This is a genomic window from Bizionia sp. M204, assembly GCF_023205095.1.
Classification (GTDB): Bacteria; Bacteroidota; Bacteroidia; order Flavobacteriales; family Flavobacteriaceae; genus Algorimicrobium; species Algorimicrobium hallyeonense.
The window spans coordinates 1,138,323-1,155,109 of record NZ_CP046242.1; the positions used below are offsets into that span (position 1 = coordinate 1,138,323).

A 16,787-nucleotide genomic window follows, 5' to 3' on the forward strand; every position below is an offset into this window, starting at 1 on the left:
TATGAGCCATAAATTAATAGTAATTCTGTTTTTCTGTTTTGGTATTTTCTTTACGTGTAAAGCACAAGATGTGTCATCTGAAGCTGAAATAACTCCAAAAGATTTAGTTGGTGAAATTTCTAGATCTGAATTGGTTAGTAATACCGTGTTTAATCTATGGTTTTCTGATAATTTCGAAAATTATCAATTAGATAGCCAGACTATAGAAATGCTAAAGCGTATTCCAACTAAAAATTTAAGTTTTAAAATAATTATGGGCACTTGGTGTAGCGATAGTCAGCGTGATGTTCCGCGATTTGCTAGAATATTGGATGAATTACATATATCTGAAAACACCATTGATTACTACGCGTTAGATGCTAATAAACTATCACCTTCCAAAATTGAAGAAACGTATCAAGTAAGTCACGTTCCTACTTTTATTATTTATAAAAATGGTGTGGAATTAAATCGGATTGTTGAAATGTCTATTCGGACTTTAGAAGAAGACTTACTTATTATTCTTACAACTAATGACTATCAGCATATTTATGCGGATTAGTCCGTTTTAGCTTATGATTTTGAATAAAAATCATTCTTATATAATTTTAATAAAAGCGACCTAACAGGTCGCTTTTTAATTTTTAACCCAAAATCTGATCCGTATGCGCTTTGGTTTTTACCTTGGTAATAACATCTTCAATTAGTCCTTTTTCATCAATAATAAATGTGGTTCTATGAATGCCATCATATTCCTTGCCCATAAATTTCTTGGGTCCCCAAACGCCATAGGCTTCAATAACGGCTTTATCTTCATCGGCTAATAAGGGATAGGGAAAATCGTATTTATTTTTAAAATTTGATTGTCTTTTTGCGCTATCTGCACTAACGCCTAAAATATCATAACCTGCCTTTTGAAAACGGCTATAATTATCACTTAAATTACAAGCCTCCGCTGTGCAACCTGGCGTGCTGGCTTTTGGATAGAAAAATAACACGAGTTTCTTTCCTTTATAATCGCTTAAAGAAATGCTATTTCCATCTTGGTCTTTTGCTGTAAAATCTGGTGCTTTATCTCCGGGTTTTAAATTTGTCATAGTATCTTTGTTTAAATCAATTTCTGTAAAAATACAACTTATGACCAAGCAAGAAAAGGTAGATTTCGTTATAAAAACGTTAAAGGAACTGTATCCAACTATTCCAGTGCCTTTAGACCATAAAGATCCATATACCTTGCTGATTGCCGTTTTAATGTCGGCTCAAAGTACCGATGTTCGTGTTAACAAAATTACACCACTCCTTTTTGCAAAAGCCGATAATCCGTATGATATGATAAAACTTTCGGTTGAGGAAATCAGAGAAATTATCAAGCCTGTCGGCTTATCGCCCATGAAAAGTAAAGGAATCTATGGCTTATCTCATATATTAATTGATAAACATAATGGTGAAGTTCCGAGAACCTATGAAGAGCTTGAGGAGCTGCCTGCTGTTGGTCATAAAACAGCTGCTGTGGTATTATCGCAAGCGTTTGGTATTCCCGCGTTTCCAGTGGATACACATATTCATAGACTTATGTATCGTTGGGGATTTACCAATGGTAAAAATGTGGTACAAACCGAAAAAGATGCCAAACGTTTATTTCCCGAGGAACTTTGGAACGATTTGCATTTACAGATAATTTGGTATGGCAGGGACTATTCACCTGCTCGTGGTTGGGATTTAGACAAAGATATTATTACTAAAACAATAGGCAGAAAAACGGTGTTGAATGATTACTACTCTAAAAACAAAAAATAGAATATAGATCATTGAAAAAAAAAGATTGCTGCCTCTGCAGAAATGTAAAAAAAAGTCCTGAGACTAATCAGGACTTTTTCAAAGTTTAGTTGAGAAGCGCTTCAAACTTCATCTTATTACAATTTATAACACTTAAAGCCTTCGAATAATCAAGAAGAAATTTTACAGTTTCCTCTTTTGGGTTTAAATTAACTTGATTTTGAGGTTTCTTTTGAGAGTAAAGTTTTGCCATTAAAATTCATTTTTTTTGGTTTATACTCTACTTAACGCAACAAGTTAAAATATATTGTATCAATTAGTTAAAACTATATTATGTTTATCTATTATCTTTCTCATATTAATTAGTGCGTAACGCATTCTTCCTAAAGCTGTATTGATGCTAACACCTGTTTTTTCTGATATTTCTTTAAAACTCATGTCGTTATACATACGCATCATTAATACTTCTTTTTGATCTTCAGGTAATTCTTCAATCACACGACGCACATCATGTTCCACTTGGTCTTTAATTAAACTTCTTTCTGCATCTAAAGTACTATCACTTAAAACGGAAAAAATATTAAAATCACCCGTATTACTAAATTTAGGCATACGGTTGTTTTTTCGGAAATGGTCTATCACCAAATTATGAGAAATACGCATAACCCAAGGTAAAAACTTCCCTTCCTCATTGTATTTACCCATTTTTAAAGTTTTAATAACTTTTATAAAGGTATCCTGAAAAATATCATCAGCAATATCCCGATCATAAACTTTTGAATAAATAAAACTGAAAATACGTTGTTTATGCCTATTGATTAAGACCTCAATAGCTTGCTCATTTCCCTGTATATAACTGGTAACCAAGGTAGCATCCGTGATAAGATTGTTTTGCATAATCATTACTTTTATACCAGAAAAAATCTGGTTTGGGGTTAAAAAGATATTATAAAGTAATGTTAAACGTATAGGCTACTCTTGTGATTTTTAGGTTTATAGAACCCAAATATAACAACATATCTTTTAAAAAAACAAACTTATTTTCATTTTTCACTAAAATAATTTGCAATACATTCTATTTTTTAATGGTATTTTGTTGTAGTATCTTTGCACAATTAATTCTGCCAATAGCTTATGAATACTAATATTTCCGAAGTCAACCCTAAAGAAAACATCATCATTAAGGGTGCTAAACTGCACAATTTAAAAAATATTGATGTCGTTATTCCTCGGAATAAATTGGTGGTAATTACAGGATTATCAGGATCCGGTAAATCAAGTTTAGCTTTTGATACACTTTATGCCGAAGGGCAAAGACGTTATGTAGAAAGCTTATCTAGTTATGCCAGACAGTTTTTGGGTCGTTTAAATAAGCCGAAAGTAGACTATATTAAAGGTATTGCGCCAGCTATTGCCATAGAGCAGAAAGTAAATTCTACCAATCCTCGCTCTACTGTTGGAACAACAACGGAAATTTATGATTATTTAAAATTACTGTTTGCTAGAATTGGTAAAACCTATTCGCCTAAATCTGGTAAAGAGGTTAAAAAAGATACCGTTGCTGATGTTTTAAACCATATTAAAGCCTTTCCTGAAGGTGAAAAACTCCTCCTTCTCGCTCCTATTTTTTTGGAAAAAGACAGAACATTAGCCGATAAATTAAAAGTACTTAATCAACAAGGTTACGCCAGAATTAAAGTGAATGACTCTGTGGTGAGAATTGATGAGGCTTTTGATATAAATGAAAAACCGGAAAATATCTATTTGGTTGTAGATCGTGTCATTACCAAAAACGAAGAAGATTTTTACAACCGGTTAGCTGATGCTATTGAAACGGCCTTTTTTGAAGGAAAAGGGAATTGTTATATTGAATCACTTTCCACAAATACACAAGAACATTTTAGTAATAAATTTGAATTAGATGGTATTGATTTTTTAGAACCAAATGTTCATTTATTTAGTTTCAATAATCCGTATGGTGCTTGTCCAACCTGTGAGGGTTATGGCGATGTAATTGGAATTGATGAAGATTTGGTTATTCCAAATACGGGTTTATCCATTTATGAAAGCGCTGTATTTGCATGGCGCGGTGATAGTATGAGTTGGTATAAAGATCAGCTGGTTAATAATTCGCACAAATTCGATTTCCCTATACATAAACCTTATTATGATTTAACGCCTGACCAAAAACAATTAGTTTGGGATGGTAATGAATATTTTGAAGGCTTAAATAGCTTTTTTGCCGAATTAGAATCCAAAGCCTACAAAATTCAAAATCGGGTAATGCTTTCTAGATATCGTGGAAAAACAAAGTGTAAAACCTGTAAAGGAAAACGTTTACGTCCTGAAGCGGATTTTGTAAAAATTAGCAATGCCACCATTACCGATTTGGTAGACATGCCTTTGGATTCGTTAGCCGATTTCTTTAAAAACCTCGAATTAAATGCGCACGATACTCAAATAGCAAAGCGTTTATTAAAAGAAATAAACAACCGATTAAGTTTTTTGGATAATGTGGGCTTAAGTTATTTAACCCTCAACCGAAAATCCAATACACTTTCGGGTGGTGAAAGTCAGCGAATTAATTTAGCTACCAGTTTAGGAAGTAGTTTGGTTGGTTCCATGTACATTTTAGATGAGCCTAGTATTGGTTTACACCCAAAAGATACCGAACGTTTAATTGATGTTTTAAAAGCTTTGCGCGATTTAGGTAATACCGTAATTGTAGTAGAACATGATGAAGATATCATGCAAGCTGCAGATGAAATTATAGATATTGGCCCTGAAGCCGGCACATTTGGTGGTAACGTGGTTGCCACTGGAACGTTTCAGGATATTTTAAAATCGTCGTCTTTAACGGCGCAATATTTAAATGGTGATTTGGAAATTAAAATTCCTGAAAAAAGACGCACGTCTAAATATGCGGTTGAAATTATTGGCGCCAAAGAAAACAATTTAAAAAACATTGATGTCACACTCCCGCTTGGTATGCTAACCGTTGTAACAGGCGTTTCTGGAAGTGGAAAAAGTACACTGATTAAAAAAATTGTGTATCCTGCTTTACAAAAGAAAATAACGGACTTTGGTGATAAACCAGGGCAATTTTCGGAATTAAAAGGAAATTTCAATAATGTAAAACATATTGAATTTGTAGATCAAAACCCTATAGGAAGATCGTCACGTTCAAATCCGGTGACTTACATCAAGGCTTATGATGATATTCGCGCGCTTTTTGCGAGTCAGAAATTAAGTAACATTCGGAATTACCAACCCAAGCATTTTAGTTTTAATGTAGATGGTGGTCGTTGTGAAACCTGCAAAGGTGAAGGTGAAGTGACTATTGAAATGCAATTTATGGCAGATGTGCATTTAACTTGTGAAACTTGTAATGGAAAACGCTTTAAGAAAGAAGTATTAGAAGTTCTATTTGAAGGCAAATCTATTGATGATATATTAAACCTAACTATTGATGATGCCATTGATTTTTTCACGAAGACCGAACAGAAAAAAATTCAAACAAAACTACAACCCTTACAAGATGTTGGTTTGGGTTATGTAACACTAGGGCAAAGCTCCTCTACCCTTTCTGGTGGTGAGGCTCAACGCATAAAATTAGCTACATTTTTAGGAAAAGGTAGTAAAAGTGATCAAGCCTTATTCATTTTTGATGAACCCACAACAGGTCTGCATTTTCATGATATTCAAAAATTACTAAAATCTTTTTATGCCTTAATTGAAAAAGGCCATTCCATAATTGTAATCGAACATAATCTAGAATTGATTAAATGTGCCGATTATATTATTGATTTAGGACCAGAAGGTGGTGAACGTGGTGGTTATCTTATTGCTGAAGGTACGCCAGAAGAATTAGTTAAAAATAAAAAATCTATTACGGGTAAATACCTTAAAGAAAAGCTTTAATAATACAAAAAAGCAAAAAACCCCAAGAAAAAAGTTATTGGAAATAATAAAGTGAAAAATATAAAAACAATTACGTTACACTTTATAAAACTCAAAAACCACCCTTGCTTATAAAACCGCTTTAATGCAATAAAAAGGTATATAAATGTGGATAACATAACCAAAAAGGTCAACCAACCAGGGAATCCTTCCCAAATAAAATTACAAAGTAAAAGAATACTAAACACCGTGAACAAATACGCAAAGAAGTAAAAACTAAAAACCAAGTGAATAGCGTACGTGCCTTTTTTAAAATAGAAAAGTTTAAGTAAGAGTGCAAAAATTGGCAGTAGGAAAAACATAGCAAACGGAAGCGTATCATAAAAGCGTTTTAATATAGAACCACCACTTTTAGTTTTAAAAAACTTGAGCGCTTGCTCATAAGAACGTTTTTTTAAATATCCAGCATCTTCCTCTAGTCCCATGTGCTTATAAATGGTTTCATTGGATGCGCCTACTCTAATTAATGAATCAATTTCTGTTTGATTAAAACCAAAATTAAACACTGGCTTTGTGCTCTCTCCTTTGTTTATAATAGAATCTAAATTTTTAAGTTCTTTATTTGAAATGCCCATTTTTTCATGTTTTTCTAAATAGGGTTTCATATAATTTTCAAGTTGTAAAGAATCTACAGGTTTTAATGTTAAAGAATCCACTACCACTTTAGCTTGATCAAAACTTTTCTCCATAGATGTATCAATGGTTTCTGCTTGTTCATTAGCAACAAATGAGAACAAGAAGAAAAATACAACCGACATAAACAAATACAATTGTGCCGGATGTAAATACAGCAGTCGTTTGCCTTCCAAAAAACGTTGGGCTAAATAGCCCGGTTTAAACATTAAGGGGATAAAACTTTTAAAGAATCTAGCATCTACTGAAAAGTAGTTACTTATAGTATTGCTAAATAGTACACCTAACGTAATGTTATCTTTAGATTTTTGCCCACAATTTGGACAGAACTTATAGTCCTCATTAAAAGATTCTTCACAGTTTTTACAGGTGTATTTTGTAGTTGGCATATATGAAAAAGTTGGTACAGATAAAAGTAAATAAATTATTCGTCTTTAACACCTATATATATTTCTGAATGTTAGCAAGTTATTATTTTGGCACGACAATTGAATACTATTTATAACATAGCGAAAGCCGAAAAGCTTATGAGTAGGCATAATCAAAATCCTAATACGATGAAAAAACAAGTACTTTTAATTACAGCTTTGTTAATAGGATTAACAACTGTAACAGCAAACACAAATCGGTCTGTTTCTACAGCTGATGATTTAGTAATTTTGAACCCTAGCTATGCGCAGCCAATTATTTTTATAGAACGTGGCATTGAATTCATGATTTTTCCAAATGGTAGTTTTGACTTCAATACAAATGCGAATTCACAGGCAAGTCACTTTGAAAGTAATTATTACTACAGGAGTTCAACACATACAAAACGTGGTTCTGTAAATATTACCTATGGTGCACCTGCAACCAATAACCGCGTACGATATGCAGCTCCAAGAAATCAAGGTGTCATTGTAACGCATGATGCCAACGGACAAGTAAGACGAATTGGGAATGTATTTATTAATTACGACCGCAACGGAAAAATTAAACGTGCTGGCTCAATCTATATGAGTTATAACCGAAATGGCTTGTTAAAACAAGTAGGCGGATTACATATTAATTATAACCATTGGGGCGAAATTATTAGTCAACATGGTTTTGTAAGTCCATTTAGTAATATGTGTCACCTATGTGGTATATATGGTTGTACTATAAATCATGGCTCTACAAATACACATTCTGATTATAATTATAATGACCATAATTCAGAAGATTTCTATTACTACAGAAAAGACAAAACAAATAATTCTAAAATAAAAACGCAGCCATTAAAGCGGAAAAGATAAGTTTTAGTTAGTTAGTTAGTTAGTTAGTTAGTTAGTTAGTGAAAAATCCCAAGTAATCCGAAAACGATTATTTGGGATTTTTGTTTTTTCTTGAGTTGTTCAATTAGTAGAAATTACAAACACCAACCTTTCAATTTTAAAGCTCTAATTAAATTTTAATTTATTGAATATCAACAACATACTAATTGTGCAAGTATTTTGGCACGTTGTTTGTTTTATTACATATGAGTTTAATTAATACACAACAATTATGAAACAGTTAGCATTTTTACTTTCGATACTATTTGTGTCAAGTACAGCAGTCATGGCCAATACAAACGATATACCAGACCAAAAACCTTATGAAATAAATAATAGCGGATTTGGTAATGGGAATAATTTCATTTTTGTTGAAGGCGGAATCGAGTTTTCGTTATTTCCGGATGGGCAATTTGATTTTCATATGCCGAATTACACGAATAATGTGAATGTAACCGTTAATACACCCAATGTAAGCATTAGTTTTAATACAGGTTATGATTATAATGGTTTTGTACAATACGATGAGTTTGGTGCCATAATTCAAATTGAACATGTTCCTGTTTATTATGATTATTACGGTCGTGTAACTCGTGTTGGAGATGTAAACTTGCGCTACAATAGTTTTGGTTATTTGGTGAGTGTTGGCGGTATGTATGTTCATTATAATAGATATAACCAATTCACGTACTGTACAGGTTTTATCAACCCTTATAACCGCATTTATGTGTATAGACCTTGGCACAGGTATTACCGCGTTCCGGCTTATGATTATTGCGTAGTTTATAAAAGGCCATACAGACAGCATTACACACCTGTTCGTTATAGTTATTCTACACCCTTCACCAATAATTACAGACGTACGAGTGCCGTTGCTAGTCGAAGAGGCAATACCATAACTAGGCGTTCCGAATTAGCAACAAGAACACCAAATAGACGTGGAAACTCGGTTTCACAACAAGCTCCTAGAAGTAGAAATAATGCGGTGCAGCAATCGCCTAGAAGTCGAGCTAATGAGACTTCCGTTAGAGGAAATACAAACTCAAGACGTTCTAATACCTTGAAAACAAATGGTAATGCACGAAGTAAAACCGAAGCAAGCTCAAAACCTAGAACTCGTAGCAATAGTAAGGCAAGTACAAGAACTAACAATAGAAAAGTTTCTGCGTACGGCTCAAGGGAAAACAGTTCAAGGAAAAGTACTAGCTCTAGAACGCAATCTAAACGGGTAAATAAAAAAAATCAGGCATATAAAAAACCAACGGCTCCTAAATCTCGTACATATAGTAAAGAAAGAAAAACTACTAGTAATTCCAGACAATCGGACACTAGTCGAAGAAGATAAAAATTTTGGTTGGTTAGTAAGAAAGTCCTGCGATTTGTATGCCTCAAAGCTACATCGTGGGATTTTCTCTTTTAATACGTTTGATGATGTTATTGATGAGCTGGGTAATATCTTCAGAAAAATGCATAGTATAAACAACCGTTCCATAAAAGGCAGTTATTAATAAAGATTTTAATCCTATATTAATTATGGGGTGCCATGGAAAATCCCAGAAATAAAATATACCTAGACTCACAAGTAAGAGAACTAAAACTTTAACGGTATTCCAGGTAAATGGTTGCATTTTCAATTTAACATTTACAAACCATAGTTTTGCAATATTGTACAATAATATAGCTAAAAAAGTTGCAAAAGCAGCGCCATTTATGCCATATATAGGAATAAACACCATGTTTAAAAGAACGGTTAGTACAGCTAAAAATACACCCAAAACAAGAACCATTCGGTAATAATCACTATTAAATAAAATAGCATTGTTATTCCCTAATAAACTATCGGTTAGTTTAGAGAGACTTATTATAAAAACAACCAGAATCCCATCCGCATAGTTTTCATTAATGAAATTGTATAATTCATTAATATTTAAGATAATAAGCAGGAAAATAAATCCACTAATTATAAATAAACTCAACGAGCTTTTTTTGTATAATTTATCCAACTCTGTTCTATTTCTTTCATTCAAAAATTTAGCCGTTAGCGGACTAATTATCTGATGCATAGAGCGGCTGGGCACACCAATTACGGACGCAATATATATAGCCACACCATAGTAAGCTACATATTCAATAGCTACATATCTATTCAACATAAACTTATCCACTTCCAAAATAACATTAGCAACGGAACCTGCTATAATTATAAGTGAAGTATATTTTAAAACAGATGAAAGATTTGGAATTTTAACCATGTTAAAGGACGGAAACCGCAAACTAAACGCGTATAACTTCATGATAACCACACGAATAATATAAATACCTGTTATACTATAAATAAGTTGCTCAACATCTATAAAACCAAGATACAAGCAGAACAATAAAATCATGGTTCCAGCTCTATGAAAAACTTCCTTCATGAAATTTCCAAAAACACTTTGCATTTGCACTCGAGACCAAGCATAAAACACTTCAAAATAAGAAAAGGCAACGGCCGAAATAAAAATGAGCCAAACATAATCTACAACTATGACATTCGTTCCAGCTAACCATGTGCTAATACCATTAAAAGCAAAAAAACCAATAATGGCTGTGGGAATAATAATTGCTAATGGTAAAAACAACATGAGTATTAAAAATCCATTCTGTGTTTGTCGCGTTTTATAAGTTGAATAGAATTTTATAAGCGTATTGTGGACGCCAAATGCTAAAATAGGCATCATAACATTGGCTGTAGAAAAGATATAAGTAATTAAACCGAAATATTCGTCACTTATAAATTCAGTAAATAAAAACAACACATTTATGGCACCTAATCCAAAACCTAGATAGGTGATAATTGTATTTTTTATAGACTGACTGGTTACGATTCCCATTTAAAATAATTCGGATAATGATTTGGTTAATGCTTTTCTACTATATTTTTGTAATCCAATTCCATGCGCTTGTAAACTTCCTCTTTTAAACGAATCATAATGCAATTCTATTTGCATCTTTAAAGCGTTATAATCATCATATTTAAAATAGCTACCTGTATTCGTTTGTTTTAAAATAGATGCTACGTCTGATCCTGCAGGACCTATTGCAATTGTAGGTCTTTCGGAAACCATATATTCAAATAGTTTCCCAGGAATTATACAACGTGTATCCGGCGAATCTATTTCAATTAACAACAATACTTGTGAGTTTTTTTGAAATCTAACTGCTTCTTCATGTGATACATAACCAACTTCATTTATATAATGACTTAAGCCATGCGAATCTATAGATTGCAACACATCTTCACTCACAAAACCGACTAAATTCAATTTGAAGTCTGTTGCGAAATTTGGTTTTTCAGCAATCAAATCGCTTAAGGCCTGCCATAATATTTCCGGATTTCGTTTGGATAGTAAGGAACCAATATGCGCCAATGTAAATTGCGCATCCAATTCAGATTTGGCTACATGATTAACATCATAGCCATTTGTAATTACCGAAATTGGCTGGTTTGTTTTTTCTTCAAATTCTGCTTTGGTAACATAACTTGTTACTATTATGCGATTGGCAGTTCTTAAAACATCTTGCTCTAATTTCTTATGCTTGTTTTCAGCACCTTTAGTAAGCTTTAATTGTTTATGGTAGCCAATGGTTGTCCAAGGATCTCGGAAGTCCGCTAGCCAAGTTAAGTGTAGTTTCCTTTTTAGTTCCAAACCAATTAAATGTAAACTATGTGGTGGACCTGTTGTTATAATGGTGTCTATCCCTTCTGCTTTAATATAACTAGATAAATAGGCTACAGAAGGTTTCACCCAACGCTTCCGCGCATCTGGAATAAAGAAATTACCGCGAATAAAAAGTAAAGCTTGCTCTAAAGCTGTTTGTTTATCATCATTGGTAATAATGCCTTTGCTGATTGTTGTTGTTTTCTTTTTTGAAAACAAACCAGCTAATTTATAAGGTTCTGAAATAGGTTGTTTAATGATGGTTACCGAATCAGGAATTTCGGATAGTAAGCTATCATCAACAATGGGATAATTAGGATTTTCTGGAATATATACTACAGGCTCTATATTAAAATCTGGTAAGTATTTTACAAATTTTAACCAACGCTGCACACCTGGACCTCCTGCTGGTGGCCAATAGTATGTAACGATAAGAACCTTTTTGCGCACACTAGTCTGTTTTTCGTTTAAATCCATAAAACAAGCCACCTAAACATAATAATGCAAAAACAACAGAACTTGCTAAAGCAATAGTGCTACCTGTTTGTATTACTTCTGGTTCAAACTTAAATTCAATTGTATGTTTTCCGGCCGGAATATTCATGGCGCGTAGTACATAATTAACACGTGTATATGGCATTAATTCGCCATCTATATAGGCATTCCAACCATGATTATAATATATTTCAGAAAACACAGCAAAACCATCTACAGCGGATTCCGATTGGTATTTAATATAGTTTGGTTTATATATTTCTACTTGGATCTTTGCCGATGAATCTATAGGAAATGTTTTGCTTTCTAATCCTTTCATCGAGGTAATTGCAATTTGCTTCGTATTTAAACTATCAAGCTTTAATATTTCAAAATTCGGATCATTAACCTGTTCTAAACTGCGAATAAACCAAGCGTTTCCATTGGCATCCGTATTTGTGTATGGGAATATATTATCATCATCATCTTGCGCTATAATATACTTGGCATTTAGCATATTCAACACATTAATGTTGTTTTGCGAAATATGAAAATCATACAACTCATTAAAACGCTTCAACTTTGCAGCGTGGTAGCCTGAAATTGAATTATGGAAATACGACGCTCTTGCGCCACCTGATGTTAAATCTAAAACTCTAAAATGTTCAGGGTCTTTCAAAATCGCTAAATCCGCAGCATTAGCTTGATACGGCTTGTTTACTTGAACGGATGAAACAAAATTATCATTATTTACATAGCGTCTATCTACTCCAACCAAATCGAAAACTATTAAACCTGCAAAAATGAATATGACTATTTTTTCAGATAGTTTCTCCTTAATAAACATAAAAATCGTTCCTGCTGAAAGTAGCACTAAAATTAAGGTTCGTAAGGTGTCTTGTGTAAAAAATGCTTTTCGGTCTTTTATAACAGCATCAATAAATTGAGGGCCATAATTCTGACGGTACACCCCATCATTAGCACCAACAAAATTAAATAAAGACGATTTAAAGAGTAAAAATACCACAGCTAATCCCGCAGTAATCATAGCCGTATATTTTAAAGCATTTAGCTTTTCTTCTTGTTTTTCAAGTGGATTAAATAACCGTACCAACCCGAAAATAGCTAATATTGGAATACACAATTCTAAAATAACTTGAATAGAACTTACTGCTCTAAACTTATTATACATAGGTACAAAATCAATAAAGAAATCGGTTAAAAACCTGAGATTCTTCCCATAGGATAATAATAGTGATAATACGGTTCCGCCAACTAACCACCATTTCAAGCGGCCTTTCACTAAAAACAAGGCCAGAACAAACAAAAATATAACCACTGCTCCAACATATGCTGGTGCTTCAACTATGGTTTGATCTCCCCAATATGTTGGCGTTTGTTTAACTTCTTGCATAGCCTGAAGTGGCGTGGCACCAAGAGTAAGGTAAAAATCATAAGTAGCGGAATCTTTCCCGACGTCTTCATAACTTCCACCACCTAAAAATCGAGGAATATATAAATTAAAAGTTTCTAAAAGTCCGTAGCTGTATTCTGTTATGTAAGCTTTATCTAAACCAGTTGTAACTTCTTTAGGCGAACCATCAGGATTAATGGTTAAATCACTTTGACTACGCGTACTTTCTGCCGCATATTCTTGGGTAGCAAGGATATTGGTAGCATTTAATCCAATAGCCAAAATCACAGCAGCTACCAAGATGCCCACAGATTTAAAATAATGAGGTAACATTTTTTTCTTATACGCATCTACCAAATATGAAATACCAATTACCAGCACTAAAAACATCAAATAAAAGGTCATTTGAAAGTGATTGGCTACCAACTCTAAAGCCATAGCAACAGCAGTTAATAAAAACCCTGCAATGTATTGTTTCCGAAATGTGAGAATGATGCCGCTTAAAACTAAAGGCATGTAGGCAATAGCGTGTGCTTTACTATTATGGCCCACTCCTAATATGATAATTAAATAGGTAGAAAAACCAAAAGCCAAGGCACCTAAAGCCGCTAATTTGAAGTCGACCTTTAATGTCAATAACAATATGTAAAACCCTATAAAGTAGAGAAATAAGTAATCGGCTGGTCTGGGTAAAAAGCGTAAGGTTAAATCGAGCTGTTTAATGTAGTTATGAGGATATTTTGCACCTAATTGATACGTTGGCATACCACCAAAAGCACTATTAGTCCAATATGTTTCGTCTCCAGTGTCTGCTTTAAAGTCCTTTTGCTGTTTGGACATACCAATATACTGCTTTATATCGCTTTGGTAAATTTCTTTACCTTTTAAAACAGGACTAAAATAAGCTAATGAAATACAAATAAAGCCTACTAAAACAAGAATATGAGGCAGGCATTTTTTTATTGAAAATTGCATGAAATTGGATTAATCAATGAAGGCGAAAATTAATCAATTTCTTCGTAATCTACATATTCGCCAACGTTTTTATTTGAAGTATTTGATTGAGGAACTTTATCAATAACCGTTTCACCTTCCTTTTTAGTAGGTTCTTGCGGTTGTCTCTGATTAAATTGTTGTCCGAATTTTGCTTCCGCTTTTTTAGCTACATAGCGCATTAATGCAGGTGCAAACAAACGCGATAAAATTTTCATCCCGTACCAAACTAATAATATGATTAAAATTGTTTTAATTAAGCCCATAAATGATGCGTGTTGAAGCATATCACTAAATTTTTACAAAAATACAATTCTTACTATTTAAATTACCTCTTAAATACTTAAAAAAAATATAAAATATCTATATTTGAAATCAAACAAAAACTTATGAAATCAATTAAAGCCTATTTATTTCTACTTGTTTCGTTTACAACAGGTTATTCGTACGCGCAATATACCGAAGTTATAAATTCCAACAGACCTGGTGTTTCAAGAAGTGCATTTTCCGTAGGAACTAATGTGGTTCAGTTTGAAGTTGGCCCTTATATTTTAAATGAAAACCACAACCTTTTAAACCGAGAAGACAAAAGCTTTGGTGCTGATTTTGCCGTTCGCTATGGCTTTTTATTCCCACAGTTAGAAGTTAATGTGGAAGGGACCTTTCAATCTACTAACAGAAGTTATTCAGGTATTGTTACTAACGACGAAACCTTTAGCAATTTTAAAACACTAACGGTTGGTGCTAAATATTTGGTATACGATCCATATAAAAATGCCGGTGAAGAGAAACCAAATTTAAGAAGTTGGAAGGCTAATAATAAATTCAAATGGAAGCAATTAATTCCAGCGGTTGCCGTTTATGCAGGTGCCAATTTTGATGCTAAAGACAATCCGTTTACTGCTGCAGGTGTAGAAGGCTTTAGTCCAAAAGTTATGGTGGGAACGCAAAACAACTTTTCAAGCGGATGGGTATTTGTTACCAATTTTATTTTAGATAGAATAGGAACAGATCAGTCTGATTTCTCATTTATTTTAACCCTAACCAAATCTATAACAGACCAATGGGTTCTATTTGGTGAAACGCAAGGAATAAGTAGTGATTTTTATGCAGATAATTTAATTCGTTTTGGTGGAGCTTATTTATGGAGTAAAAATTTCCAACTTGATACCGCTTTAACTTTTAATACAAAAGACACGCCTACTGTATTTGGCGTTACTATTGGCGCATCCTACCGATTAGATTTTCATAAAGACAAAGAAGGAAAAGACGGTACATCAGCCGATGAAGAGTTAGAGCGTCGAGAGAATAAAGCGCGAGGTAAAAATAAAAACAAACGCGAAAAAGAAGATACTGATTTTGATGAAGGTTTAAATTAGATGCTGAAAGCCATATGATACAATTACACGAGGTAAAAAACAAAAAAGAGTTAAAACGTTTCGTAACATTTCCATTTTCATTATACAAAGATTCAAAATATTGGGTGCCTCCCATTATATCTGATGAAGTTGGTACATTAAGTGCCGATAAAAACCCAGCCTTTCTTCATGCAGATGCGCGCTTTTTTTTAGCTTATAAAAATAATGAAATTGTTGGTCGTATAGCCACTATTGTGAATTGGACAGAAGTCAACGAACAGAAAGTTAAAAAAATGCGTTTCGGTTGGTTTGATATTATTGATGATATTGAAGTATCCAAGGTCTTATTAGATAAAGTGGCCGAAATAGGCAAACAGCATAATCTTGATTATATGGAAGGACCTGTTGGTTTTTCTAATTTAGATAAAAATGGTGCCTTAACCGAAGGTTTTGATCATATTGGAACTATGGCAACTTGGTATAACCATCCCTATTATATTGATCATTTTAATCAATTGGGTTTTGAAACGGAAAAAGAATACATAGAAAGTAAATTCGCTTTTAAAAATTTACCAATAGAACGTTTTGTTAGAGCAAACGACATCATTTTAAAGCGTTTTAAATTAAAAGCTGGCAGTTACACGAAAACCAATGAAATAATACCACACCTAGATAGTATGTTTGATTTGTTTAATCAATCCTATTCTAAACTATCATCATTTGTTCCAATTTCTAATCCACAGCGCGATTATTTTAAAAAGAAATTTATCAACTTTATCAATCCCGAATATATAAAATTTGTATTTGATGAACATGATAAAATGGTAGCCTTCGCCATCGTTTTACCATCATTTTCGGAAGCTTTACAAGAAGCAAAAGGTAAATTATTTCCATTTGGATTTTTGAAACTATTAAAAGCGAAAAAATCCAGTAAAACAGCTTTGTTCTATTTAATTGGAGTGGATGAGCAGTATCAAAATAAAGGTGTAACGGCTATTATTTTTAATGAATTTCATAAATCGTTTACAAAATTTGGCGTTGAAACTTGTATCCGACTGCCGGAATTAGCGGATAATCATGCATCACATCAAATATGGAAAGATTTTGACACCAAGATTATTAAACGACGAAAGACTTTTAGGAAAGCATTATAAAAAAAGGCCGGTTTTAAATTAAAATCGGCCTTTTTGGTTATGTTATATTTATT

At 33.1% G+C, this 16,787-nt stretch carries 15 protein-coding genes; 7 read left to right on the top strand and 8 right to left on the bottom strand.

The genetic code is table 11. From position 1 onward, the window contains the following. Position 1: 1 nt before the first annotated feature. Positions 2 to 541 carry a thioredoxin family protein gene (locus GMA17_RS05110; protein ID WP_248399832.1) on the top strand — a complete coding sequence of 180 codons (540 nt, stop codon included), beginning with the start codon at positions 2 to 4 and terminating at the stop codon, positions 539 to 541. An 82-nt stretch (positions 542 to 623) separates the two neighbouring features. On the opposite strand, the gene bcp is transcribed toward GMA17_RS05110, so the two are convergent. Further along, complete coding sequence (gene bcp / locus GMA17_RS05115; RefSeq protein WP_248399834.1) at positions 624 to 1,076, bottom strand: thioredoxin-dependent thiol peroxidase; 453 nt, start codon at positions 1,074 to 1,076, stop codon at positions 624 to 626. Between the two features lie 40 nt (positions 1,077 to 1,116). On the opposite strand from bcp, the gene nth reads away from it, so the two are divergent. Further along, complete coding sequence (nth, locus tag GMA17_RS05120) at positions 1,117 to 1,776, top strand: endonuclease III (RefSeq protein WP_248399836.1); 660 nt, start codon at positions 1,117 to 1,119, stop codon at positions 1,774 to 1,776. 85 nt (positions 1,777 to 1,861) lie between these two features. Here the strand turns inward: nth and GMA17_RS05125 are convergent, their stop codons facing one another. Both GMA17_RS05125 and GMA17_RS05130 read right to left on the bottom strand, forming a co-directional pair. Further along, positions 1,862 to 2,008 carry a hypothetical protein gene (locus tag GMA17_RS05125; RefSeq protein ID WP_248399839.1) on the bottom strand — a complete coding sequence of 49 codons (147 nt, stop codon included), beginning with the start codon at positions 2,006 to 2,008 and terminating at the stop codon, positions 1,862 to 1,864. A gap of 59 nt (positions 2,009 to 2,067) precedes the next feature. Continuing rightward, positions 2,068 to 2,652, bottom strand: a complete 585-nt coding sequence (locus GMA17_RS05130) for an RNA polymerase sigma factor (protein WP_248399841.1) — start codon at positions 2,650 to 2,652, stop codon at positions 2,068 to 2,070. A gap of 237 nt (positions 2,653 to 2,889) precedes the next feature. On the opposite strand from GMA17_RS05130, the gene uvrA reads away from it, so the two are divergent. Further along, on the top strand, positions 2,890 to 5,676 hold the full coding sequence (gene uvrA, locus GMA17_RS05135) for an excinuclease ABC subunit UvrA (protein ID WP_248399843.1): 2,787 nt from the start codon (positions 2,890 to 2,892) through the stop codon (positions 5,674 to 5,676). Here the strand turns inward: uvrA and GMA17_RS05140 are convergent. After that, entirely contained in the window at positions 5,673 to 6,737 is a 1,065-nt protein-coding gene (locus tag GMA17_RS05140) for a DUF3667 domain-containing protein (RefSeq protein ID WP_248399845.1), read from the bottom strand. The two genes, uvrA and GMA17_RS05140, sit on opposite strands and share 4 nt — an antisense overlap. Positions 6,738 to 6,905: 168 nt before the next feature. Between GMA17_RS05140 and GMA17_RS05145 the strand changes: the two genes are divergently transcribed. Together GMA17_RS05145 and GMA17_RS05150 are read left to right on the top strand one after the other, a co-directional pair. After that, the gene (locus GMA17_RS05145) at positions 6,906 to 7,622 is read left to right on the top strand and encodes a hypothetical protein (protein WP_248399847.1); all 717 of its coding nucleotides are present in this window, start codon (positions 6,906 to 6,908) and stop codon (positions 7,620 to 7,622) included. Between the two features lie 250 nt (positions 7,623 to 7,872). Then, on the top strand, positions 7,873 to 8,985 hold the full coding sequence (locus GMA17_RS05150) for a hypothetical protein (protein WP_248399849.1): 1,113 nt from the start codon (positions 7,873 to 7,875) through the stop codon (positions 8,983 to 8,985). Positions 8,986 to 9,034: 49 nt separating this feature from the next. Here GMA17_RS05150 and GMA17_RS05155 read toward each other — a convergent pair whose 3' ends face one another. The 4 genes from GMA17_RS05155 to GMA17_RS05170 are packed head-to-tail and all read right to left on the bottom strand — an operon-like array spanning position 9,035 to position 14,509. After that, positions 9,035 to 10,513, bottom strand: a complete 1,479-nt coding sequence (locus GMA17_RS05155) for a lipopolysaccharide biosynthesis protein (protein ID WP_248399851.1) — start codon at positions 10,511 to 10,513, stop codon at positions 9,035 to 9,037. After that, complete coding sequence (locus GMA17_RS05160; protein WP_248399853.1) at positions 10,514 to 11,818, bottom strand: glycosyltransferase family 4 protein; 1,305 nt, start codon at positions 11,816 to 11,818, stop codon at positions 10,514 to 10,516. It abuts the gene before it with no gap. Then, a complete protein-coding gene (locus GMA17_RS05165) occupies positions 11,793 to 14,204 on the bottom strand; it encodes a YfhO family protein (RefSeq protein ID WP_248399855.1) in 2,412 nt (803 codons plus the stop codon). The genes GMA17_RS05160 and GMA17_RS05165 overlap by 26 nt, the downstream gene beginning before the upstream one ends. Positions 14,205 to 14,233: 29 nt before the next feature. Next, positions 14,234 to 14,509 (bottom strand): DUF4834 family protein, encoded by a 276-nt coding sequence (locus GMA17_RS05170; protein WP_248399865.1) that lies wholly within the window; start codon positions 14,507 to 14,509, stop codon positions 14,234 to 14,236. Between the two features lie 102 nt (positions 14,510 to 14,611). Between GMA17_RS05170 and GMA17_RS05175 the strand changes: the two genes are divergently transcribed. Together GMA17_RS05175 and GMA17_RS05180 are read left to right on the top strand one after the other, a co-directional pair. Next, entirely contained in the window at positions 14,612 to 15,601 is a 990-nt protein-coding gene (locus tag GMA17_RS05175) for a transporter (RefSeq protein ID WP_248399867.1), read from the top strand. A gap of 14 nt (positions 15,602 to 15,615) precedes the next feature. Continuing rightward, positions 15,616 to 16,734: a GTP cyclohydrolase gene (locus tag GMA17_RS05180; protein ID WP_248399869.1), complete on the top strand. Its 1,119-nt coding sequence runs from the start codon at positions 15,616 to 15,618 to the stop codon at positions 16,732 to 16,734. Positions 16,735 to 16,787 lie beyond the last annotated feature (53 nt).